Here is a 24055-nt window from a genome sequence, read left to right on the forward strand (position 1 = left end):
AGTCAGTGAGTTCTCTAATGGAAAATCACTGACTTTTTTCACTTTATTCAGTTATATTGGCTGGCTTATTCTTCCTATATCAAATATTATTATTTAAAAATATATTGATTTCTCTGCTTTTTATTTAGTATAAATATTGCCTTTATCTTATACGGTTATTCTAAACTTAGTACTTCAAAATCATACTCCTTAAAACATTCCTTATAATAATCTAGACTTTCTTTTGGGACATATACCTTTTTTAAACTAACACAATCACTAAATATATCTATTCCGATTTCCATATTTGGGGGAAGCAATGTCACTATTTTTAAATTATCGCAATCACTTAATGCGTAATTTCCAATTGCTTCTACATTTTTAGGAATAACTATTTCGGTAATTTTATCATTAAATGAAAATGATGATTCCCCTAATTTTCTCAAAGAATCTGGTAACTTAATTTCTTTTATTAGTTTTAATGAAAACGAATTTCTGCCAATACTTTCAAGGCTGGATGACCATTTAACTTTTTCTAATAGCCTACAAGAAAGAAATGCACTCTCTTCCACATATCTTACTGCATCAGGCATAACAACACTTTCTAGATAATCACAACCTGTAAAGGAATTAAGTCCTATCCCAACTACAATATAATTTTTAATCATTTATTATCCCCCATTGCATCCTTCATCATTTTAAGATATGCTTTATATGAATTATAAACCTTACCATCTTAGGTATTACTCAATACTTAATACTTCAAAGTCATACTCTGCAAAACAATCCTTATAATAATCCAGGCTTTCTTTTGGGACATATACTTTTTTCAAACTATCACAATTTTGGAATACATACTTTCCTAACTTTAGATTTTTAGATAAAATTGTAACTTTTTCTAAGTTACTGCAATCGTTAAATGCCCACCCCCCCAACGTTTCAACGTTTTCTGGTATTTCTATTTTAACTACTTTTTTATTATATGATAATAAAGAATCACCTATCCACCGTAAGGAATTAGGTAATTGTATCTTATTTAAGTTAATTAAATCATTATGGTATCAGACATTTTTATACTTTTTAAATAATCACAACCTGTAAAGGAGTTAAGCCCTATCCCAACTACAGTATAAATTTTATTATTGTAAACTACTTCCTCTGGAATATTAGCTTCTACTATGTCTTTTATTCCAAAGCCATTCGGATATTCCTCACCGTATATTTGTGTTGCACCATCTTGTCCATCCTGTACATCTGCAATATAAACTTCTGACTTTCCTGTAATCTGATATCCAAATTGATCATCCCAAAAGTCAACTTTTCTTTTTTCAGATACAACTTGTGAAGTATCTCCCTCATCGTAAGATATTTCATTTTGGGTGTTTTGATTCACTCTGTCTGTTCTTGAATTATCAAAGCTTTCATTACTGCATCCAGTTACAAGCATACTTATTATAATTAGTACAACATATTTTTTTATCATTTATTATCCCCCATTGCATCCTTCATCATTTTAAGATATGCTTTATACGAATTATAGGCCTTACCATCTTAGGTATTACTCAATGCTTAATACTTCAAAGTCATACTCCTTAAAACATTCCTTATAATAATCTCGACTTTCCTTTGGAACGTATACTTTTTTTAAATTATCACAATTAAAGAAAACATACTCTCCTACTTTTATCTCTGGTGAAAGAAATTTGACTTCTTGTAAGCTAATACAATCGTTAAAAGCCCATTTTCCCAATACTTGAACATTTTCTGGTATTTCAATTTTAACCACTTTTTTATTAAAAGATATTAAAGATTCACCAATCCACCTCAATGAATTAGGCAATTTTATTTCACTTAGCTCAAGTAAAGAAAAGGAATTATCTCCAATATATACAAGATTTTCTGACCACTTAATAGTCTCAACTTGTTCACAAGCTTCAAAAGCACTATATTCCACAAATTTTATGGTATCAGGCATATAAATACTTTTGACATTATCACAGCCTGTAAAGGAATAATAACCTATTCCTACAACCGTATAGGTCTTATTGTCATAAATCACTTTTTCTGGAATAGTAACTTCTACTACGTCTTTTATTCCAAAACCATTATAGTATTCTACACCTGGCACTTGTGTTGCACCATCTTGTCCATCCTGTACATCTGCAATATAAACTTCTGATTTCCCCATAATCTGATATCCGAACTGTTCATCCCAAAAGTCAACTTTTCGTTTTTCAGGTACAACTACAAAAGTATCTCCCTCATAAGATACCTCATCATATACAGACTGTTCTTTTTTTGTATTTTGTCCTGGTTTATCTATTCTTGAATTATCAAAGTTTCCATTACCGCATCCTGATAGAAGTACACTTATTATAATTAGCACAATATAATTTCTTATCATTTATTACCCTCCATTGCGCCCTTCATCATTTTAAGATAAGATTTATATGAATTAGGAAAATATTTTTCTAATATTTTAAGATCATTGGGATCTTGCATAATTGTAATCTCTGTATAATGTGCAAAAGCTTCTTTATTCAGCCGTCTCTGATCAGGTTTCCCATCAGAACCGTATTTCCAATACTCATCATAATGACCATAATATCCCTTTACGTTATATTTATAAACTGCTCCCATTATATCAGTAAATTCAGCAATCTTTGGCTCGTTAACATTCACAGTTGTTTTAATTGCTTTCATAGCTTTAGAGGAATCACCATTATTTGCAGTTTTTATCGCCTCACAATCACTAATCAATGCATCATAAAACTCCTTAGCATATGGTCCAGTAGAAATGTAATAATCAGAATCTTTAAATATACTTTCACCCTTTGCTATGTCAACTGCATTATTGTCTGTCCAATGTCCATATTCATGGAACCAGGTGGTATAAGGATTTCTAAGATTATCTTTCTCTGTAGGCATATTCATATAGACACCGTTAAAATTCATGTTATAATTACTAGTTAATGAATAATTGCCATCTACTAAATACCAATATACAGAATTCTCATAATATAAGTCGATAATTTTATCTGTAACTTCCCTTGCTTCTTTCCCAAAATATTTTCCGATCTCATTCTTATTTTTATTGTCCCAGAGGATTCGGTCTATCTCTCTCATGTCATCAAATGTAACTTCATCCCTCCAGGAACTAATATGTCTATCCATAGAATCTAACAGATTATCTGAAGGAACATCAACATCCAGATCACCCAATGCTGATTCATAATCATTCGCAAGTTCACTGTCAAGTTCAAGACTGGCTACTATGTCAAGAAGGCTATCCCCTTTGTAATTATAAAATGGAGCACCTTTGCTGGTGTCTACTTCAATATCACTGGGGTTTAGTTTATATAAACTGCTAATATAGCCCTGGATTTGCTGCCAAAACGGCTTATCAATAACCTCTGCTATCTCTTCATGAATTTTATTAGCATAATCAGCTAACGCCTCCTGAATGTCTTCTAATTTATTGATATCCCTATCCGTTAAATCATTGGTAACTGTTCCTATATCCCCTGTTTGATACGCAACTTTCCTGGCACTTTCCGCTGCAATTCGAATTCTTTTTAAACTAGAGATTGCGCGACTATATCTATTATCATTCCAATGATTATATAATTCATTCCAACTATCATAACTTGATTCAATTGACCGCATGATATACTCCCCTCTATTTCATAGATTTTGCAACAGCAGTATCTTCTGCTACTGCTGTCTCTTTTACATATTGAAAATATTCTGCCGCTACGCTACAAAAAGTAGAAAAACTATTTAGATGGGCCAGCAATGGAGTAAAACTTTCATCCAGCCCACTGGATGCCATTCCCTTATAAACCCTTGGAATATTAGTCTGTAATTGATTGGTTTTTGTAATTACGGAATCCATTTCTGTTTTTAAATCTTTCATATCTTGAACTAATACTTCCAAAAATTCCGGATTAAATACTATATCTGCCATATTTACGCCTCCTGACCAATTAATCTTGTTATTCGATCATTCATCATGTCGGCTGAATCTTTATATAATATATGATCCATAGAATCATAATAATATCTTTCATTTCCGTCATAGAAGAATAACATCGATTTCATCTTTTCCCCTATAATGTGACTTAATCGAAATCTGCCTTTTGATTCAAACAGATATTTATTACTGATATCTCTATAATCAATATTATCTACTGGATTGCTATAGGGCGCCTTACCCTCTCTGTTTACAAAATCGTATTTCTTTTCTATTGTCTTAATAATGGAATCAGTAAATATTGTGTTTATCTCATAAGCGTCATAATCATTCGGATTTATAACAATGGTAATGGTCTCATCATATATTCCCATCCAGATTCCTTGGATTTCTATGTGTCTTTTTGCCTCTTTATATTTCTTTAACCTTCCAAAGATAAGAGCTCCCTCTGCTGTAAAATGATAAAAATCTTTTAAAACTCCTTTTTTTATCATAGAAGCTTTTGCATTGGCGAATAAATTAGCCTTCTGCTCTGTTCTAGGATTCCCACTATTCTTAATTCCAATAATAGATTTATTATCAATTGCCCTGTTCAATGTTTTTATCTCATTTAATGTTAAACTTATCATTTTACTCCTCCTTCTATTGATACTCTTGTAATTTTCTTATATTTGAGGAAGTGGAATAGAAGCTTTCCGTATTTTCTGTCAGTGAGTTCATATGTACTTTCATTGCTTCAAAAAAATATCCGATATCCTCAGCATAAATCTGATAGGTGTCCATCATTACTAATGATCTATCCTTTGCTTTACCTATCCACTCCACATTTCCGTTTATTTTAGAAGTTACTGTCTTTAATCGTTCAAGAATGTTCGTCTGATAATCTCCTATTAGTACATCAATAGAACCAATCATATCATTAATATCTTCATCTACTTTAATACTTGGTATATACTCCTTTACCCCTGCAATTTTATCAATAGCATTTGCAAGGCCGTTATGAAACTTATCTATGTTATAAGCTTTATCTTCCGCTGACTCCCGCTTATTCTTAAAATCTTCATAATTGGATGCTTTGGTATTCTTCCAATCTATCGTATCATCTGATGTATTACCAGGTGTTCCATTATCATCAATATTAATATTATATCCACTTTTATCAGCAGCCGCTTTTACTCCTTCTGCATCGACTTTACCGGAAGATAAATCTGACTCCATCTGGGTCTGCCATTTATCATAATTAGACATATTATTTTCATAATTTTCTTTTGCTTCTTTTTCAATTTCCATGGCTTTTTTGGTACTAGCATTGGATATTTTATCTGATAATTTATCCCCATAATTGGATACTTTTTCTCCTACATCACTGAGAGTATCCTTAATTTTATCACTGGCACTATCTAATCGCTCTTCCACATCCGAAAGAATATCATATAATTTATCAAGTTTCATGTAATTAACCCTCCCTATAGTTGAACTATGTAGATTTATCTGACTTTAATTTCCCTTGCTGCTTCTTCGGCTCTTCTTCTCGCCTCTTCAGCCCTTCTTCGTTCTGCCTCTTCAATTGCATGTAATCTACGGCCTTCCCTATTATAATACTCTGCTTTCTCCAATGCATTTTTTTTACAGTCACTTGCTGTATCCAATGCTGTTTGAGAGTATTCTAGTAAACTTCTAAAGTTGATTTTCCATTTATCCAGTACCATCTCAAATAAATCCACATATTTACCTTCTAAATTCCCTCCTGAAATAGAGGGATTTCCTAAACTACTATCTTCTAAATGCCATTCAATTTCATTTTTTATAACTGAGATATACGTCTCAAGTTCGCTTGCTATTTTTGTGTACTTGTTGGCTTTTGCAAATGCTTCTAACGAATTCATATAACCACTCCTATAATTATTTGATTTATATTATTAAGTGGATTATCAATAGTTATGATATAATTTTACCATAAATTACAAATAATTTCCATGTCAATAATATAAGATACCATTGTTACAGTCTTAGTATGCACCTAATTGATTCATATGTGTCAAGAGAGAATCCAATGATTTGTAAATAAAAACAGACTTTTTTAACTGCTTTATACCCCCTTTCACAATGTATATGAGTAGCTTAACAAGATGAAGATTATCGGGAAGCTTTAAAGGTAGAAAATGGACTTTGTGACTAGTATGAAAATCTAGGTTTATCGGAAGTGCAATGTAAGGTCATTGGGCAATAGACAGACTTTATCCATGCAAAAATGCTGCTTACTCCATGGTTGTTTTCCACATGGGGATGCAGTGCTGTTTTCCCTACTGATGCAACTGATGAGCTTTGAATAATGGATGTAAAAATTGGAGATATTTCACAGTTTAAAACTGTGGAATATCTCCGATATCGAGAGTTTTTTACTTTGTTGGGGAAATGTGAAAGACATGATTTTCTGAAATCCAGCAACATTACTAGGGTCGAAAATAGTGCAGGTTAAAGGCGTTATGCTAAAGAGTTGCATAACCCCAAAGAACACCCACCGGTAGAGCCGTTAGGAAAACTTTCCATGGTATAACTTTTCCTACTATTTCTACTCTTTTTATACCAACCCTTTTGTTTGTCTATTCTGCTTTATTTTTCCTGCTGATTCTTATTGGTTTCTGTGAATGGATGGATTCAAGTTTTTACGGTATCGTGTGTTGTCAGAAAGGAGGGCAATATATGAATACAGATTTTTCCAATTACTTTATACCCACTTGGAAGAACGTTCTTTCAACAACGTATATGAACAACTTAAGCAAGATGAGGAGTATCAAGAAGCTCTACGAGCCGAAAATATGCTTTTTGAACAGTATGAAGGCTTAGAATTGCTGGAAGAACAACGCAAGGTCATTGAACAATGGACAGATGCTGTTCGCGCCAAAAATACTACTTACTCTATGGTTATTTTCCTCATGGGAATACAATGTTGTTTTTCCCTATTAATGGAACTGGCAGACCTGAGATAATAAACTCAAAAATCGGAGATAAGTCTGAGACTTCTTAAGTCAGGTATTATCTCCGATTTTGTATTTTTCTTTGTGTATAAAAGAGAATAATTTCCCCCTTATCCCCCCTGGTGAGTGCCATTGTAACATGGGTATTTTAGGATTGTCAAGGAAATTTAAAACAAAATTGTTTCATCTCAATTTTTCTCTTAAATCTCTTTAAATATTCCTTTACTTTGTGCCCATTCTTTTATTTCTTTGAGTAGTTGTGTTTTGTAAATAGAGATACATCCAGATACTTCTTTATGCCCATCAGGGTAAATATCTTCCGGAAAAATAAAAAAATTTAAATTATCAATCTTTTTTAATACATACCTATTTCCTTCGTATTCACCATTCCGTATATTAAATGACTCAATAAAATTAATTATATCTAGTCCTTCTTCTTCTGATTGGATTTCATCCCGTAAAAATTCTTTTAAAATATCCATATAATCCTCCTAATATTTAACTGGGTATGCGCTTAACATACCTCCATCATCTGATATTATTATCTTAATAAAATGTTCACCCTTTGTTCCAATTTCTTTTCCTGCATCAATAAGGATACTATATTTTTTGTTACCAAGCGCAGATACACCATCATCCAATATTTCAACAATTGTTCCATTCTTTATTGCATCCTGCAAGATTACTTCCGCTGCTTCTTTAGTATCTCCTAGAAATTTCGCACCATTTCCACCGCTAGTTGCCAGATGCTTGGGTTTTACATAGGCTGAATCAATATCAAAGTTATCCAACACCTTTTTCCCTTGAGCAGCTATATCATCTACTGCATTTAAACCACCCTTTATCCCCTTACCTGCATTATCTACTATTTCATCTCCATTTTTCAACCCTTTTTTTATAAAAGTTACGGCTTCATCCGTTTGTTTCAATCCATTTTTTAATACTGTTCCAATCTCATCTGTATATTTTAGAGCCCCTACTATGGGCAATATACTTATTAAATCCAATAATAACGGCAGTTTACTTTGGCCAGGTTCTCTTAAATTGTATATATCACCTATAATATCCCGGATATCACATGGAAGATCAAAACCCGTAAACCCTAATGCAATTTGCAATACCGTTCCTTCCAAAGTAACGTCATCGGTAAAGCTTCCCAAAGCTACTTGTCTAAGAATAGATAATCCATGGTCAATCTTTTGTTTCATATATAATTCTAAAAGATCAACTATATACTTACCATCGTCATACTTATACCAATCTTTTATCACTTCAGCTGCATGTCTCGTGTTAATATTTACACTATTTGTGATATCTTTCAGATATCTTCCTAAAGCATTTGAATTAACTAAATCTGTACCTATATAGTTAAACCATTTTGTTACTACATTTTCTTTTATTCCATATGTATTTTTAAAATCTCCTGACAAAGATTGGATTGCTGACTTAACATTATTATCGGCTGTTTTGCAATTATTCTTGAATGTTTCAATATTAGAAGCTAAGGTTTCAAAATCTTCTTTCTTCTGCCTTAACCGCTCTACCTTTCCTTTCATTAACTGGTCTGCCATATCTATATTACTTGTCCAATTTCCGCTGTATTCTTTTAATTTTCTGCACACCTTATCTTCAATTGTATCTGCATATTCTTCTAGTAAGGCAGCGGCCTTACCAGCATTCTTTACCATGTCTTCTAAATCCTTGTAGGATACTACTAATGTACTCATTTTTTCTCCCCTCTTATTAAATTTTTCTTCTGCCTTATTCAATAATTGAATATCATACCTTACCGTCTTTTAATCCCATGAACCTTATATTTTTACCTTTATACCTATGCCATATTATGTATACAGTCTGGACTTACGCCCAGACTGTATAACAATATCTCTTATGTAAAATTGAAAAGAGGTGGATTAAAGTTAATGTGTTCCGATAAAATCAACATCCTGGGATGAATTCTTTTTCCCATCATAAACTGCAATTACAGTTGGTATATCATCTCCAAAGGAATAGGTCTTTCCATTTACTTTTATTTTTCCATTATTCATTCCCTGGTTATATCCCAGAATATACTTATTCCCAATTGCTTTAATATCTGCAGTCATTAATATTACATAATTTCCTTTTTCAATCTCTTCATATGCCTTACATCTGGTGCCATCAGATAAAGTTACATTGGCAGTAGGTTCCAGATGTTTATTGTTACGATATGGAACATAGATTACTGAGGAAGGAATTCCTAACTTCAAATGCCAACGCTGTCCACTTCTCGTAAAGTAATTATTTGGGATACTTCCATCTATATTCGTTTCTGTTGCACCGTTCATATTAACTGCAGTTACTTTACTGGTTCCAATAAAGGTTCTTGCTCTTGTTTCTGGTAATAACATCTGTAGAGTTCCAAGGGCATAATTTTCACCATAAGGAATCGTTAAATATTTTGAAGTTATTACATTCCCCCAATCATCCGTAACATATTCCAGAAGATTGGTTGCCAGATCTTTCGTAACAGCCTCTTCTTCCTTTGTATAATTACGCCTTAAGGATTCATTTTTCCAATCCAGATTCATAATATACGGATACAGTTTATCTTTTAATCGATAATATTCATCAGAATAGGTGTTATCGTCTTTTACATACTCTGACATTAACCCAAAATAGTTAATTGGTTCATAGCCGCCATCCATCTGAATGTATAAATCAATCGGTGTTAATGTATCAGTATCCGTATTCAGCGCGTAAAAATATGGAACTGTCTGTATTTTACTCTTATATTCACCTATGGTTGAAATATCAAATAGAACATTATAACCAGGTTTTAATTGTTCACTCTTTAAAGATGTGATTATATTTCTATCTGCTTCTAGTGGAAATGGTAATGCACCTGCATCATTCGTCCATTTTTGGGTTCCATAGGTATTATACATTTGATTCTTCTTACTTACCGTCACTCCTCTTATATCTTTGCCATAGCTGCCATCATTATTGAACCAGGCCAGATAGTTTTTAGATATACCTGTATCTACTTCATGTAAAAGCCCTTCTATGATCCATTTATTATTTCCAGTGGATTGCTTAAACAGATTAGAGAATCTCATATCTTCCGTATCTTCCATAATTAAGTTTCCGATTCTTCCAACAATATCTGTGTAAGTCCTTCGATATGCACTATGATATGCTTCTAAACTACTGAAACGCTTTTTATTAGTTACATAACCATCATAAATGTCAAAAATACAGTCTGCATCGCAGGAATCATCACCTAAGTACGGATCTTCTTTTCCACCTGGAGAAGGATCACAATTAATTGCTTCCACAACAAAATCTACTCCTGTACCAATTGCTTCATCATTGGATAATAGACAATAGAAATCATAATAGATCATTTCTCTTCCATTGGAATCATATATAGGAAGCGTAATCCATTCACCAGCCATATGCTGTTCCCATATGCCATTTCGATTGAATAGCACATTATAGCTGAATTGAACTTTCTTTTCTCTCGTCCATTCTAAGGTACTCATATTATCCGTGTACCCTTTTCCCCTATAAGTGGTAGTCTGAGAAATTCCATAACAATTATTGCCCAGGAAATCACCTACATTAGGGAAATAGACTTGAAAATAATTATCCAAACTGATAAATGTACCATTCTTGATAAATTTTCCAGTTGCATCCTGTACAGGTGTTTCAGCACTGTGCTTGTGATTATTATCATTTCCGCATGCATCCCAGCAGATATCATTGTCATAATCATAATGCTGTCCACTATGGTGTGGTTCACTGCAGTTTAGTAATTTAATCTCTCTGCAGCTCTCATTGCATACATGAGTATTATAAATACCTGTACATTTAAAGATAGGATTGGTTTTGCCATTAACGATCTTAGGTAATTCTCCTTTGTGTTCTTGTACGAATTCCAGTACGTCTTCAAAGGTTTTTCCAGCCTTCCAACTTATTTTGGCTTTACCATTACCACTATTGACACCTGATTGTGTAGTCCCATTGGTAACACCGCCAATGTATCCGGAACCACCGCCACCGCCGGAGTCGTCATTATCATGATAATTAGGGTAATCATTTCCACCAGCTCCTCCGCCATAGTAACCTCCTCCGCCGCCAGCGCCACCATTTGAGGAACCGATTGTCTGATTTCCACCATATCCAAATCCTGCTGCTGATCCGTTTCTACCTGAGGTTCCCCCACTTGTTTGAGTTCCACCGGTTCCAGCTCCTCCGCATCCGGCAAAACCTGTACCACCGGTTAAGCCACCGCCGGCTCCTCCGTATCTATCATCTCTTCCAGCCCAGCCTCCGCCACCTCCAGCCACAATAAGTACCGAGTTTTTATTAGATGCCAATGAACTTAATACACCTGTCGCCTTAGCAATATGAGTGGCACCACCACCTCCATATCCATAGGCTGCACTATAACCACCTCCATTATATCCACCATTATAAGATTGTCCCTGTTGTCCCACACCAATGTAGATTGTCTCATTTTTAGTCAAAGTTACAGTACCTTTAGAATATCCTCCCAGACCACCATAAGTGTAACCACCTTGGGCTCCCCATACTTCAAAGGTATATTCTCCAGTTACAGGAGCAGTAAATGTTTGCATCCCACCGGTATAAATAAAATCAGCAGCTGAATCAGTTTCACCGGTCATGCCTAAATATGTAATACTGGCTTTTCCATTACCCGTCCTAACACCTGTTGTCATGCTTCCATTAATAACACCACCAATATAGCCAGAACCGCCTCCACCACCGGCAGTATATACCGTACCACCACCATAATATCCACCGCCTCCACCGGCACCGCATGTTCCTGCATTCGCACCCGCGCCTAGAATCCCATTACCATTACTAGGTGCATAATTAGTAGCGCCCGGTCTATAAGAACCACCTGCTGTTTGAGTTCCTCCATAAGCAATATTGCCTACGTATGTACCCGCTGTATTTTCGGAATGGACACCTTCTATTCCTCCGCCATGGCCTGCTGTAGCAGCTGTACCACCACATGTAGGCATAGCACCACCACCGCCTCCAGCTACAACTATTCTTGAACTATGATCAGTAATTAATGTTGTATCGTATACTCTTACATTTGTAATATATATATCACCAATATTCACTTTAGAATTTACAAAAAATCTTAATGCTGCATTGTTCATCTCTGCTAAATTAGATGATATGTTTACAGTATATAGTTGACGATTTGAAGTTAAATTAATAGCAAGTTCCGGTAATGTATCCGGATATGCATCTATACGTAACTCGTCATTATTAGCGGTTGACCATGCCTCAAAGGTAATAATATAATTATGGCCAGTACTCAATGTATTTGGTAATGCCGCTGCCTTATGCATGGAACCTTTGGCTATCTTTATTACATTTTCATTGCCTAAATTTTCTCTGGTCACACCAGCATCTAAATATGTTTCATTATAAAATCTGCCAAGTTCTTTACTAATTGACTTTTCAATAATATTTTTACCACCAATTCTGATGTCAGTGGCTCCTCCACCTCTGCCTCCATTATGCCCAGTATTATCAAATGATGCTCCTCCCCCATTAAATGCCGGTGTTTTATTTGGGGAAATCCCTCCATATTCTCCAACATGCACCTGTACAGTCTGTCCCTTTGTTAATTTGATAGTACCCTTTGAATATCCTCCTAAGCCAGCAGGATTTATTCCACCGTCACCTTTACCACCTTCAGCTCCCCATGTCTCTAACATGTAATAACCTGTAACTGGTGCAGTAAAGAATTGAACACTACCTGTATATTCAAAATCTTTCTTCACCCCAGTCATGCTATTTTCAAACTCTCGAAATAGGTTATCGCCTAGCATATTCTCAATAAGTTCCGTTTCTCCACCGATTGCCTTATCATATGCAACTTGCAGTGCATTTTCATCAATATCAAAGCAATCCGCAGTATGTACATGGGTATTATCCTGACTAATCCGATAAGTACATGAATCGTTATGAACATGATTAAGCTCTAATTTGGAATTACAGGTATACTGTTTTGTATAACTATGTTCTTTAATCGTAGTATAGCAGGACGCGGTATGTGTATTGGTTCCCGGCATTCTGGTGATTGTCAGATTATCAAGATAAAAATCACTGATATAACTATCATTCTTACTCCAGCAGCCAAGATAAACTGAGTCCCCAATGACATCCTCGTCAATACTATTGCTGGTATTTACCGTGCTATAATTATCCAGTTTCTGCCCATTAATATATATTTCACAGTCTGCAATATTGCCAAAGCTAAATACGATTCCCAGTTTAACTTTCGTACCTATTAAGTTACAATTTGCTTTCTTTTCTACACCATTACCTGTAGTAAATGCACCATAAGTTTGCCCTGATGGAATATAAAATCCAAGATTATGAAAAGAAAACAACATCCTATTCGAACTACTTATACCTGGTATATATAGATTAGATTCTACTTTTACTCTTAAATTTTTGTCATAGGCTAACCCTAATCCAGATAGTTCTATCGGCAGTCTCTTCCCTTTTGCATATAAGTATCTTCCTGATCCGAATCCATTGCTGCTTCCCTCCGTAATAGAAAAGCCTGTCGGCAAATCATAATCCATAGTTTCACCAGAAACTGTTTTTATTAAACTTCGAATGATTGTCTTATCATCCTCAGAGCCTGTATAAATTCCATCTTCTAATTCAGTACTTCCTTGTTGTATTAATTCAATCTTTGATATAATATAAACTCCATCTCCAGTATTATCACTATCAAAATTAAATTTAATTTTGATAATCTTTCCTGCCTGTTTCCATTGATCAATAGTACTTAAATTGAAAGTAGCTGTTTGATTGATTGTCTCAGGTTCTATGACTGTATTCACGGAAGAACTGTTCTTCGTTCCTTCCCAGTACATTTTACTTGTCTTTGATGAACCAGACGTACCAAAATATACTTTTGCAGATACAATACCGGATGAGTAGAGATTAACTGGTATTTCAATCGAAGAATCTTTCCCTGTAACTTCCACTACCAGACGCTCTTTGGAGGTACTGACATTACAATTATTTTTCGCTGTGATGCCATAATCATTTGTTTCAAAATCCTGAAAAACTAATTGATCCTGGATGATTTCTTCCGTATCTGAATTGTCATCCGCATCTTCTTCTGTATGATTGCTATCTACTAATTCTAAGGTACTTACCTTCTCAAAATCAAAAGATGCTTTCACACTTTCTGAGAAATAATTGCAATTAAGTTTCCTGAATTCACATAGTCCCGGGGATAAAGGACAAACCTGTGATGCGGCTATCTCCTGGAGCAGATCTTTCGCTGAACCTTCCGGTATTGTAGCCCTTTGATCCATATTATCTGGTAAAGATACAATTCTGGCATCTTCCACTGACACAGGATTTTGTACAACAATGCTATTTACATTGCCCTCTTTACTATCTGTAATACGATACCTTGATTTTATAGTATATCCATAATCGCCCATGTCATTGGTTGTTAATTCATCATTATGAGCAACTGCAAGTTTTATTGTATTTTGGGTATCTGTAAGTGATAAGATATTTCTATAGTAGACATAGGACTGTCCTGTAAAATACTCTTTATTGGGATTGATCGGGTTCTGCCTGATCTTATCAATAAATATGCGCAAACTATTAGGTCTTGTCATTCTTGCCTGTCCGGCAGATGGTGAAGACTTATTAGCTGACCCACTTGTAAATGACATGGAACTTACTACCCTGGCTTTGCCTAATTCATCTCCTGCGGTAGTTTTTGCAGCATCATTGTCAAATGCAGTTTTAATCTGTTCTTTGCTGCCTGTACCTTCATATTTTATAGTAGTTTGGTTATATTTCCCGTTATAGGAACCAATATTAATACTGTTTTCTTTCCAATTTGAAGCGCTTAGTCCGTTATCTTTCCACATTTCTTCAAATTTAACTTCAATATTATCAAAATTTACTTGTGCTTTCTTGGTCTGTTTCGTATCAAAGTATATAACACTTTGATCTCCGCTTGAAGTCTGCAGAATAAGCATATCTGATATAACAGTCATGGTATTCTCTTGATTACGCCGTTCATTGAATCTGATATACTCCAATGTTCCTTTATCAATTGAATCTGTTGAATTATTCGTAACAGTTGACTTAGTTCCACTACTAACTTTGTGATGATCTACATCATTTGCATAGGTTGTATTATTATATAGAATTCCCTTTGACCAGCTATTTAGATGTCCCTGGTTCTTCGCTACTGGCATAGGATTTTGAGAACATAATGTACCACTTTGTCCGTCACACTTATTAGTCCTGCTTTCTCCAATATCACTGGTTTCATACCAGGTAACAACATCGTGCTGCTGCTGTTGTAAACTATAACGCAGCCGGCCGGCCTTACTTGTATCTGTTGCTGCCACATTATAAAAGATATTAGGATCACCTTGTTTTACGGTTGCTTTCACAAAAGCATCTGCGTCATATGTGATTTCCTCCATACCGCCTACATAAGAGGAGTCTATCTTCCACACACGGACATCCGTAATTTTAAGTGTGTCAAAGCTGGATTTCTGAGTCCAGGTATCTTCTACAGAATTCAGTACATGATTGCAACAAGGGCCGCATATTATATGAGCTGGAACTGTCCAGGTGACTGTAATTGTATAGCTTCCAGGGCCGCTTGGGCTTGCAGTGACCGGATCCGGCACTTCTACAGTATAAGTGTCAGGTGGTGTTCCTCTTGTCTCAGTATGGTATTTACTTTCTGTTACATCTACAGGATCTACTGGCGAATCCGTCGTTATGGATGCATTCCACCCAGCCTTGCTTCTTGTCTTCTTATCACTTGCCGAAGTATACGATAAAGTGGTACCATTTACTTCTGCTGCAAAAGCTGCTGCCTCTGCCTTTGCACTATTATATGCACTGCGGTCCGGCCTTGCGGAGCAGGTGACTGTACCAGTTCCGCTTGCCGGACTGGCAGTATTAGGTATGGATCCCGTCCATGTCTTTGTATAGGTTCCTCCATTATGTAAATCAGCGGACTGTCCGCCTAAACTTTGTGGCTTTGCAGTATCTCCTTCTTTAAACTCACAATCCACTCCACCTTTGAAATAAGACCTGTAAGTACGTTCTGCGGTCTTGTCTTTATCATACATAACTTCGACTTCAACCATGAACTCGGAACCTCCGGATGCAAAATATAACTTTCTGGTGGTTGGAACACCTGCCATAGCCTCAAATGTTTCATTATAGATGCCACCTTCTTTTAATTCAGAGTAGGCATCCGGCTCTGATACGTAGCTTCCATATAATTTTGTTTCTTTTTTCTCATATGTGATAGAATCTGAATTTGTCTCTACTGCTATGGATTCCATCTCAGCTGGTGTTTCCGTAGTATTTGAATAATATATGGTTACTTCCGCTTTATAGGTATATTTTTTTATTTCTTTTTCATTAATTGGAACCCCATTGAGCGAAGTATCAAGCCATTGATGTAACGGTTTTTCACTATTTAATAATATGCTCTCCAATTCTTTTCCTGAAATTTTATCAGGTTTCGTTATATATGTTTTTGGTTCCAGCGAAACGGCAGGTGATGCTGGAGTTCTTGTCATTTTAACTTGTACCTTATAATATTTATAATTCTTAAATATTCTTTTCCATTCATCATTTTTTTCACTCTCTAAATTAATAGTTATTTTTGATGAATCATTTAACACTGCTTCATTATATATTGGAACTCTCTTTTGACCTTCATATCCAGGTTTAGTGGAACCTACTGTTAGTTTAGCCTTATATCCAGGAGTACTGCCATCAATAGCCGGTACCAATGCTAACCCAAAATATTTATCTTTAAGACTGATATTCTCTATGATACGCTGCTGACTCCAATTTGCACTTTTGTAGCTAACGCTGGTTCCATTAATAATAGGTTTATGATCTATTAATCGTGATACAACATTGGAAGCAAAAAGCCCTGAGCCTGTATATGTTCTATTTACTTTAATATGATTTTTTGATTGATATACCAAACTTAATCGGATAGATTCTAATAATCTATTATAATAGTTTGTTCCTTTCTTACTTTTTTCTAAGCTTTCTTCTACAGTTTCTGCCGTATCAAGTTTTCCTAATGAATACCAATTTCTATCTATCCCCATGGTGAAATCTAAATAGTCCTGACAACCAGCGATGATATTATAATATTTATTTTTCTCAATTTCACCTCTTGCTGCAACAGATGGTGAAATTATAACATTACATTTATTAGGTTTAGCAGGTTCTAATCCTTTTACATATTCATCTATAATCCCTTCCCAATGGTTAACAGCTTTGGAATTACTATCACACATAGTATATATAGTTATCAAAAAATCAAGATATCTAAATTCAAATTCTCTCATTTTATCTGAGTGTACATTTGATAAGTCATTATAATTATTTCCAATTAATTGTTCTGAATGCAAATATTGGTCAATACGTCCTGTAACATCATATTTATTATTTTTAACTAGTGTAAGATAACTCCATAATACTTTGCATTGCTTTATAGAATTATTCTTGTCTTTTTTTAATACATCCTTCCATTTTTTTCCCGTTAATGCTTTTTTACTTGTATTCCCGCTTAGTTCCCTCAACTTTTCATAAAAAATTCCATCACGTATATATGTTTCTTTTTTTAAATCAATTGTTTCAGGATTTGTTTCCATTCTTATGACTGCACCCGTATATTCCGGTTTACCTTTTTTCTGTAAATCAGCTCCTCCCGTATCTGCCCTTTTCACAACATATATAGAATCATAATTATGATTATCCATATATTTATGCAATTCATAAGGAATGATAGCAACCGTTTTATCCGTATAATCTGGGCTCAAAGAATCAACTTCTTTAATTATTTTATCTCTTCCATTTTTATCTGCATATTTTGGTAATGTTTGTGTACTAATCAAGATTCCATTACCAATTGGCCAGGCAGTCGCACCGTATGAAGTTGGGGTTGGATCTTTACCTATCGTCCCATTTTCACCAATGGCCCAACCACCTTCTGCACTTACTATTTTATTAGTACATATATCTTTAAGGAATAAAGAAAACATACATAACAGCGCAAAAATAATTAAGGTTTTGTACTTATTTTTATTTTTTAGTATATAATTACTCATTCTTTCAATCCTCCTAACCAAAAATGTATTAAAACAACTTACTACTAAAAATATCTTGCACCTAATTCATTTATAATTGTCAAGTACTTTTTATTTCATATTATAATTCTTCATTCTCAGATAAAGGTTGAAACACAGAGACTAAAAAACCTAGTTCAGATTCAATCTGAACTAGGTTTTTTAATTTAAGTGTCATTTTCTATTAATAATTATTCATGAGTTGCTTTAACATATAAATATTAGCTTTTTGGTTCCATCTACTTTATAGGCATAACAACCCAACGATACCATTTAATTTTTAATTTATTACATTTCCATTTTTATTAGCTAACTCCTTTATCACTTCCCTATATTTAGTTGCAGTTGAATCAGGATAAATTGGAAGTGATGAGAAATAAACTGCAGGGTATATATCTTTCTTCTTTTCTTTTAAGGTCACATACCTAATAGAATTAGTATAAAAATCATAGAAGTAATGAGACATACCTGAGAGTTTATTGGTATTACAACCTAAAGGCACAATTATATAATTTGTATCTCCCTGAGTAGTGCTATAGAACGTATTTCTAAGGTCTTCTCCTTCTTCATAGAGCTTCTCTTTTTCTGTAAGAGAAATAATATTTATAAATTGTTTTGTGAACTCTGAATCTGGAGTAATTAAATCATTAAATGATTTTTTTACTCCTTGCTTTTTATAATATTTCATATCCTCAGCCAATGAAATAACATTAAAATAATAAAAATCACCTTCTAATTCCACTACATTTGATAAATAGATATATTCTGATTCGCCATCTGCCATAGTGAAATAACTATCATAAACATATTCGCATCTTATACCACATACATTTAATACAAGATCAAATAGCATTACAAATCCAAATGAAGTCCCTTTTCCATAGAGTAATGGATCCATATAGAAGCTTTTCTTGCGCTGATTTCTTAATCGACTATCAGCATAATCACTTACAAACGTGTCATCTATTTCAATATTTTCAACAAGCCATGCAGCTATCGCCATTACCTTTTCATAATCACTCATATCTTTGGTAATAGTTTCATCGATAATTTCTTTTACTTTCTTTGCTGCCTTTAAATTCGCTTTTATATCTGTATCTATATATCCCGAATCATATAAATATTCTTCATAATTCTTATACTTATTTGTTGTTAATGCCATATAAATATCCTGATGAGAGATATCTCCATCAAGTATATATTGATATTGTTGTTTTTCAGTATAAACCCGAATCTTACTCACAGCCTTTTTCTTTCCCCATGTTGCTGTAATCGTACATTTACCAGATTTTTTTGCTGTTACCTCTCCTTTTGTATTTACTGTTGCTACTTTGGTATTGCTAGATTTCCATTTGACATTGCTTATATCATCTACTTCCATCAATTTAGTCCCAGATACATTAATATAATTATAGCCACATGGTTTTAGCTTGTATTTGTCTCCTTCTTTCATAACCAATAATTCTTCTTCAATCAGTATTCCTTGGAATTTTTCTTTGGCATATACATATTTAGTTGGCTGTAGACACAACCCAACCATCAAAGAAAATACTAAACATAAGCTTATAATTTTAATAAACCTCTTATTACTGATAGAATGGTTAATAACTGAATCTTTTATTGACATAAAATATAAACCTCCACTTTCCTCATTATTAGCTTTTTTACAGATTACTTTAAATCTTATCACCTCTCATTCCTTATCCCTACACTAACGTCTGAATCCATATATTAATCCTGTATTCATATCACCCTTCTCTTTTTAATTAAAGTAAATGAACTATATGATATTATTTTAGGTTAATTTTACATTTATGTCAACATATGTAATTAATAAGTTAATTTAACCAATTGACTTGTATTTTTATAATCCATCTTTATTTTCCTTTCAGTATCATGTACCGGTTTCACTGGCATATCTATAATCTTTTAGCATTGCAAATCCAAAAGATTTCCCATTCTTATTTTTAATAAGCCCTGCAGAATTTACTTAAGTCTCCAGTTTCCATATTTATAGAAAAATAATAGTCTATAAATCTACCATTTTCATTAATCCATCCTACTACTGGAACTGAAATTTCAGGGTGCGTTGAGAAATTAGTTACTCCTAAGTCGTCAGTTGAATGAAATTCAAATTTTACTGAACCATCATAATTTACTCCTATCATATAAGGATACATATCATTTTTATCTTCATAAATACATCAGCTCCTGTTATAAGATTATGAACGAACTTACTGTCACTGGTTTCCCTCATTTGTTCTGTAAGGTTATCTCTTCCAGCATATCTCATTGCCCATGCCGGATTCTCTCATAATCTATATGATGTTATGGCTTTATACTAACGCTTATAAGTTATTACTATTTCACTGCTATTGCTTCTCGCATCATACTCTGATGTTACTCTTCCCCAACTATATTCTTTACCACTCTCAATATTACTATCAATAAGAATTTTGTCATGTAGTTCTTTTCTTTCCATTTCATTTTCTTCTGAAATTGTCACATTAGCACAGATTAATGTAAGTGCATATATCATATCATCTCTAAAGAAAAAACTTACGTAATACTCATTACCATCAATGTATTGCCTATCACTTAATTGTATCACTCTAATACCATCTTGATTATTATAAAATGGTGTTTCTTTAAAATCTTCGAAAGTCATCATTGGAGAGAATATCAAATGTTCATTAATTTTAATTTCACCTGTAATTTTATTAATCATATTTAACTCCTCTATTTCTTTAATGGAATATTATCTACTGGAACTAAATATCCCTTATTAATTAAATCATTCGCGTCTGGCATAAATATTTGTGGAAGTCCCCCTTTTCCAAATTGAGGATTAGCCTTAGTTATACCGAACGCTGCATCTAAATCCACTGTCGCTTTATATCCTTGCATATTTGAGCGATAACCATGTATCGGATTTTCTTCAACTTGCAACCCCTCAAAAACAGTATTTGCATCATATCCCGAGCGTTCAATAGCAGACCTTGTCGTAAAGTACTCAGTTCCATTAGGTTCTCCTCTATAAATGATTTTATCCTGCTTAATTGTAATATCCTTATACGTGTCAATACCGGGATCCCTGTCCCTTGCCAGCTTTGTGCTATCTCTGAAGGCGTCTTAGAGCCTCCCTCTATTACGTTATCAACAACTGTCTTACCAGATATTCCATCCACTGATTTTGCCCCTAACTGGGCAGCATCATCAATAAGATTAGTGCCTCCATTCCCCAAAATCCTGCATCTTCCAGAGAAATTCTTAATACTCTTTAACGCATCCATTCCATCTTTCGCAAAAAGTACAAGCCCGGCAGATGTTTCTAATACATCAAGTCCTGTTGCAAGATTATGAACGAACTTACTGTCGCTACCTTCCCTCATTTGTTCCGTAAGGGTATCTCTTCCTGCATATCTCATTGCCCATGCCGGATTCTCGTTCTGCATTGCATTATATGCTTTAGAATTATTATATATGGAGGTCAGTCCATTTGCAACTGTCATAGTCGTGGCTATAACAATTGCTATGGCTACAATAGCTCCTACTCCGGAAGCTATGGCAACCACAGCTCCCACTACCTCCAGTGTGACTAATGCTACTGTCAATATATCATCTATGATATATTTTCCGCCTTCATATTTATACCAGTCCTTAATATTCTCGATACCGTCTGTGACTGCCACTTCTATGGTATTCCCAATATCTTTCAGATATCTTCCTAATGCACCCCCATTACTGATTTCCGTACCTATATAATTGAACCACTTTGTTACTATATTTTCTTTGATTCCATATGTATTTTTAAAATCTCCTGACAGAGATTCAATTGTGGCCTTTACATTATTATCGGCTGTGACACAATTGTTCTTAAAAGTTTCAATATTTGCTGCCAGAGTTTCAAAATCCTCTTGTTTCTTCCTTAACTGTACTAACTTATCTCTCATTAACTGGTCTGCCACATCAATATTGCTTGTCCAGCTTCCACTGTATTCTTTTAGTTTTTTACATATCTTTTCTTCAATTGTTTCTCCATATTCTTCTAACAATGCTGCTGCCTTTCTGGCATTTTTTGCTGCGTCTTCCAGATCATGATAGGATACTGCTAATGTACTCATCTCTTACCCCCTTATTAATCTTATTTCATTCAATTACTTTAAATATATCTTTTTATAAACCTTCTCTTACATAGTTTAAATGTAGATTAAATATTATTGAAAATATCTTGCACCCAATTCAGTTATAAAAGTCAAGCATTTTTTATTTTCTATATTTTATAATGCTGTTTCTGTCCCTTATTATTGAAAGTATAATAAATGCCAAAATCCCCCCAGTTAGATATAATATCTCACTAGGGGGATTCTTTGGATTTTACAATCATGATCCATTCACTATGTAATTTGATTTCTCTTTAAATAATATTGATAATACAATATGAAAAGTATCGAAGTTATCGTCCAGGAAAACGGATAACTAAACACTACTGTTTTTACATCATGCCATGCAGGAACTACTGTGAATAGCCAAATGATACGCAATACACATATTCCCATGCCTGTAAGTATCATTGGTATTAAAGAATCTCCCATGCCTCTTAAAGTCCCGGATAGGATCTCAATCGTGACATAAGTGAAAAATGCAGGTACCATAAAATGCAATATTTCCATACCTTTTGCAATTACTAATTTATCCGTACTGAATAGCTGATAGATGTAAGTTCCTCCAAAGAAAAGGAAGAGGCTCATGCATATTGCTGTTGACATAGCCATGGTTAAACAAACTTTTGCACCTTTTCTAACACGGTCATATTTACCAGCTCCAAAATTTTGCCCCGCGAAAGTAGTCATAGAGATACCAAAAGATGACATCGTCATCCAGAAGATACCGTCTACCTTACCATAGGCTGTCCAGGCCGCAATAGTATCTGTTCCGAACCCATTCATTGTTGACTGGATGATCACGTTAGAAGTGGTGTACATTAAAGATTGAAATCCTGCAGGCAGTCCCAGTTTTATAGTCTTCTTTAGCATTTCTTTATGTATACGTATTGATCTTATATGCAGTTTATAACTCTCATTTGTTCTCATTAGTGTTATCCAAACAAATAATGCACTGCATATCTGAGAAACAACGGTTGCAATTGCCGCACCTGCTACATCCCAGCCGAATACAACTACAAATAAGACATCAAGTACTATATTGATAAAACAGCTGATAATCAAAAAGTATAATGGTCTTTTAGAATCACCGATGGCTCTAAGTATTCCTGCTCCCATATTATAAGTAAGGTTTGCAACCATTCCGCCAAAATATATACGAAGATACATTAAGGAATCTGACATAATATCATCCGGCGTACCCATCCATTTCAGTGCATATGGAGCACCTATAATACCAATGAACATAATAATGATGCCACCTATAAGAGAAAATGCTATGGCAGTATGCACTGCCTTACTTACTTCCTCTTTCTGTTTTCCACCATAGTACTGAGAGATTGTTACTGTAGCTCCCGCTGAAATTCCCACAAAAAAACCGACACAAACATTTATCAATGTACCGGTTGTCCCACCTACTGCAGATAAGGCTTCTTTTCCTACAAATCGGCCTACAACAATTGCATCTGCTGTATTATATAATTGCTGAAAGAAAGAACCAAATAATAGAGGAAAGAAGAAGATAAGCAATTGCTTCCAGATGACTCCTTCTGTGATTTTATTATTTTCTATGATGACATCTTCCATTACATGATCCATAAAATACACCTTTGTACTTTCTATTTTATCTCTGGTTTAAGTAAAATTTATTATATTCATTCAAAAAAGATAATGTATATTGTAGCACCGTGGTGATAAGTTATCAATAGAAATTATAACTAGTAATTAAATATATATTTAATTTATTATATACTATAAATACAAAAG

At 34.2% G+C, this 24055-nt stretch carries 18 protein-coding genes; 1 reads left to right on the forward strand and 17 read right to left on the reverse strand.

Features of this window, described 5'->3' with window-relative positions; all coding sequences use genetic code 11:
- Nucleotides 1-155: 155 nt before the first annotated feature.
- From EDD66_RS01910 to EDD66_RS01950, 9 genes are all read right to left on the reverse strand, one after another.
- The gene (locus EDD66_RS01910; RefSeq protein ID WP_123607854.1) at nt 156-647 is read right to left on the reverse strand and encodes a leucine-rich repeat domain-containing protein; all 492 of its coding nucleotides are present in this window, start codon (nt 645-647) and stop codon (nt 156-158) included.
- Nucleotides 648-722: 75 nt separating this feature from the next.
- Nucleotides 723-1025 carry a leucine-rich repeat domain-containing protein gene (locus EDD66_RS18985; RefSeq protein WP_123607855.1) on the reverse strand — a complete coding sequence of 101 codons (303 nt, stop codon included), beginning with the start codon at nt 1023-1025 and terminating at the stop codon, nt 723-725.
- Nucleotides 1025-1462: a hypothetical protein gene (locus EDD66_RS01920; protein WP_123607856.1), complete on the reverse strand. Its 438-nt coding sequence runs from the start codon at nt 1460-1462 to the stop codon at nt 1025-1027. The genes EDD66_RS18985 and EDD66_RS01920 overlap by 1 nt, the downstream gene beginning before the upstream one ends.
- 75 nt (nt 1463-1537) lie before the next feature.
- Nucleotides 1538-2383: a leucine-rich repeat domain-containing protein gene (locus EDD66_RS01925; RefSeq protein WP_123607857.1), complete on the reverse strand. Its 846-nt coding sequence runs from the start codon at nt 2381-2383 to the stop codon at nt 1538-1540.
- The gene (locus tag EDD66_RS01930; RefSeq protein ID WP_123607858.1) at nt 2380-3645 is read right to left on the reverse strand and encodes a hypothetical protein; all 1266 of its coding nucleotides are present in this window, start codon (nt 3643-3645) and stop codon (nt 2380-2382) included. Before EDD66_RS01930 ends, EDD66_RS01925 begins: the two co-directional genes overlap by 4 nt.
- A gap of 13 nt (nt 3646-3658) precedes the next feature.
- On the reverse strand, nt 3659-3946 hold the full coding sequence (locus EDD66_RS01935; RefSeq protein ID WP_123607859.1) for a hypothetical protein: 288 nt from the start codon (nt 3944-3946) through the stop codon (nt 3659-3661).
- A gap of 2 nt (nt 3947-3948) precedes the next feature.
- Nucleotides 3949-4581 carry a DUF5081 family protein gene (locus EDD66_RS01940; protein ID WP_123607860.1) on the reverse strand — a complete coding sequence of 211 codons (633 nt, stop codon included), beginning with the start codon at nt 4579-4581 and terminating at the stop codon, nt 3949-3951.
- A gap of 13 nt (nt 4582-4594) precedes the next feature.
- Nucleotides 4595-5404, reverse strand: a complete 810-nt coding sequence (locus EDD66_RS01945) for a hypothetical protein (RefSeq protein WP_123607861.1) — start codon at nt 5402-5404, stop codon at nt 4595-4597.
- Between the two features lie 35 nt (nt 5405-5439).
- Nucleotides 5440-5838 (reverse strand): hypothetical protein, encoded by a 399-nt coding sequence (locus EDD66_RS01950; protein WP_123607862.1) that lies wholly within the window; start codon nt 5836-5838, stop codon nt 5440-5442.
- Nucleotides 5839-6600: 762 nt separating this feature from the next.
- On the opposite strand from EDD66_RS01950, the gene EDD66_RS01955 reads away from it, so the two are divergent.
- Nucleotides 6601-6942 (forward strand): hypothetical protein, encoded by a 342-nt coding sequence (locus tag EDD66_RS01955; protein ID WP_123607863.1) that lies wholly within the window; start codon nt 6601-6603, stop codon nt 6940-6942.
- Between the two features lie 188 nt (nt 6943-7130).
- On the opposite strand, the gene EDD66_RS01960 is transcribed toward EDD66_RS01955, so the two are convergent.
- The 8 genes from EDD66_RS01960 to EDD66_RS01995 all read right to left on the reverse strand — a co-directional run bounded on the left by EDD66_RS01960 (nt 7131) and on the right by EDD66_RS01995 (nt 23887).
- Complete coding sequence (locus EDD66_RS01960; RefSeq protein ID WP_123607864.1) at nt 7131-7412, reverse strand: hypothetical protein; 282 nt, start codon at nt 7410-7412, stop codon at nt 7131-7133.
- 9 nt (nt 7413-7421) lie between these two features.
- On the reverse strand, nt 7422-8657 hold the full coding sequence (locus tag EDD66_RS01965) for a hypothetical protein (protein WP_123607865.1): 1236 nt from the start codon (nt 8655-8657) through the stop codon (nt 7422-7424).
- A gap of 192 nt (nt 8658-8849) precedes the next feature.
- On the reverse strand, nt 8850-18107 hold the full coding sequence (locus EDD66_RS01970) for a glycine rich domain-containing protein (protein ID WP_123607866.1): 9258 nt from the start codon (nt 18105-18107) through the stop codon (nt 8850-8852).
- Nucleotides 18108-18405: 298 nt separating this feature from the next.
- Nucleotides 18406-19752: an Ig-like domain-containing protein gene (locus tag EDD66_RS01975; protein WP_123607867.1), complete on the reverse strand. Its 1347-nt coding sequence runs from the start codon at nt 19750-19752 to the stop codon at nt 18406-18408.
- Nucleotides 19753-20092: 340 nt separating this feature from the next.
- A complete protein-coding gene (locus tag EDD66_RS01980; protein ID WP_148053919.1) occupies nt 20093-20293 on the reverse strand; it encodes a hypothetical protein in 201 nt (66 codons plus the stop codon).
- Between the two features lie 173 nt (nt 20294-20466).
- Nucleotides 20467-20853 (reverse strand): hypothetical protein, encoded by a 387-nt coding sequence (locus tag EDD66_RS01985; RefSeq protein WP_123607869.1) that lies wholly within the window; start codon nt 20851-20853, stop codon nt 20467-20469.
- A 148-nt stretch (nt 20854-21001) separates the two neighbouring features.
- Nucleotides 21002-22249: a hypothetical protein gene (locus tag EDD66_RS18555; protein WP_207667737.1), complete on the reverse strand. Its 1248-nt coding sequence runs from the start codon at nt 22247-22249 to the stop codon at nt 21002-21004.
- A gap of 273 nt (nt 22250-22522) precedes the next feature.
- Nucleotides 22523-23887, reverse strand: coding sequence for an MATE family efflux transporter (locus EDD66_RS01995; protein WP_243115276.1), 1365 nt, complete (start codon nt 23885-23887; stop codon nt 22523-22525).
- Nucleotides 23888-24055: the final 168 nt, after the last annotated feature.

Source organism: Mobilisporobacter senegalensis, from assembly GCF_003752155.1.
GTDB lineage: Bacteria > Bacillota > Clostridia > Lachnospirales > Lachnospiraceae > Mobilisporobacter > Mobilisporobacter senegalensis.

Bases quoted from the DNA above. Each gene is read 5' to 3' on its own strand.
- EDD66_RS01940 (WP_123607860.1), bottom strand. From the start codon at position 4,581: ATGATAAGTTTAACATTAAATGAGATAAAAACATTGAACAGGGCAATT.
- EDD66_RS01975 (WP_123607867.1), bottom strand. From the start codon at position 19,752: ATGTCAATAAAAGATTCAGTTATTAACCATTCTATCAGTAATAAGAGG.
- EDD66_RS01965 (WP_123607865.1), bottom strand. From the start codon at position 8,657: ATGAGTACATTAGTAGTATCCTACAAGGATTTAGAAGACATGGTAAAG.
- EDD66_RS01970 (WP_123607866.1), bottom strand. From the start codon at position 18,107: ATGAGTAATTATATACTAAAAAATAAAAATAAGTACAAAACCTTAATT.
- EDD66_RS01935 (WP_123607859.1), bottom strand. From the start codon at position 3,946: ATGGCAGATATAGTATTTAATCCGGAATTTTTGGAAGTATTAGTTCAA.
- EDD66_RS01960 (WP_123607864.1), bottom strand. From the start codon at position 7,412: ATGGATATTTTAAAAGAATTTTTACGGGATGAAATCCAATCAGAAGAA.
- EDD66_RS01920 (WP_123607856.1), bottom strand. From the start codon at position 1,462: ATGATAAAAAAATATGTTGTACTAATTATAATAAGTATGCTTGTAACT.
- EDD66_RS01910 (WP_123607854.1), bottom strand. From the start codon at position 647: ATGATTAAAAATTATATTGTAGTTGGGATAGGACTTAATTCCTTTACA.
- EDD66_RS01995 (WP_243115276.1), bottom strand. From the start codon at position 23,887: ATGGATCATGTAATGGAAGATGTCATCATAGAAAATAATAAAATCACA.
- EDD66_RS01925 (WP_123607857.1), bottom strand. From the start codon at position 2,383: ATGATAAGAAATTATATTGTGCTAATTATAATAAGTGTACTTCTATCA.
- EDD66_RS01930 (WP_123607858.1), bottom strand. From the start codon at position 3,645: ATGCGGTCAATTGAATCAAGTTATGATAGTTGGAATGAATTATATAAT.
- EDD66_RS18555 (WP_207667737.1), bottom strand. From the start codon at position 22,249: ATGAGTACATTAGCAGTATCCTATCATGATCTGGAAGACGCAGCAAAA.
- EDD66_RS01985 (WP_123607869.1), bottom strand. From the start codon at position 20,853: ATGATTAATAAAATTACAGGTGAAATTAAAATTAATGAACATTTGATA.
- EDD66_RS01945 (WP_123607861.1), bottom strand. From the start codon at position 5,404: ATGAAACTTGATAAATTATATGATATTCTTTCGGATGTGGAAGAGCGA.
- EDD66_RS01980 (WP_148053919.1), bottom strand. From the start codon at position 20,293: ATGATAGGAGTAAATTATGATGGTTCAGTAAAATTTGAATTTCATTCA.
- EDD66_RS01950 (WP_123607862.1), bottom strand. From the start codon at position 5,838: ATGAATTCGTTAGAAGCATTTGCAAAAGCCAACAAGTACACAAAAATA.
- EDD66_RS01955 (WP_123607863.1), top strand. From the start codon at position 6,601: ATGGATGGATTCAAGTTTTTACGGTATCGTGTGTTGTCAGAAAGGAGG.